The sequence below is a fragment of the Nocardia arseniciresistens genome, from assembly GCF_046764875.1.
Lineage (GTDB): Bacteria > Actinomycetota > Actinomycetes > Mycobacteriales > Mycobacteriaceae > Nocardia > Nocardia arseniciresistens.
The window spans coordinates 1-594 of sequence record NZ_JBKORD010000048.1 but is presented as its reverse complement, the minus strand read 5'-3'; the positions used below and the strand labels follow the sequence as shown (position 1 = coordinate 594).

The 594-nt window shown below is 63.8% G+C and carries 1 protein-coding gene; it reads right to left on the bottom strand.

All coding sequences use genetic code 11. The features are described from left to right. The coding region (locus ACLMAJ_RS38015) for an AMP-binding protein (RefSeq protein ID WP_412018763.1) at positions 1-594 on the bottom strand (594 nt) is incomplete at both ends.

Genomic DNA, 594 nt, shown 5'->3' with positions numbered 1-594 from the left:
GGCGCATGCGTGGCATGCACGGTGAACTCCGTCGGCCCGTACAAGTTGAACAACTCAGCCGAACTCACCCGACCGAACGCGGCCACAGTGTCAGAAGTGAACGCCTCACCGGCCACCAGCACCGCACGCAACGACGACAACGTCGCACCCTCGACCGCACCGGCGAACACCGCCAACATCGACGGCACGAACGACGTCATCGTGACGCTTTCCTCAGCGATCACCGTCGCCAGATACTGCGGATCACGATGACCGTCCGGCACGGCGACCACCACACGGGCACCAACAGTCAACGGACCGAACAACTCCCACACCGACACATCGAAAGTCACCGGCGTCTTCTGCAACACCACGTCATCGGCATCGATGCCGTACTCGCCAGTGATCCACCGAACCTGGTTCACCACCGCCGAATGCGGCACCACCACACCCTTCGGCCTACCCGTCGACCCCGAAGTGAAGATCGCGTAAGCAGGATGTTCCGGTCGCAGCGGAGCGCGACGATCGGCATCGGTGAGCGGCGCGTCGGGATACGACGACAAATCCAGCGCATCCACCACCAGCGTGGACCGTCCGGGCGCGAGGTCGGTACCG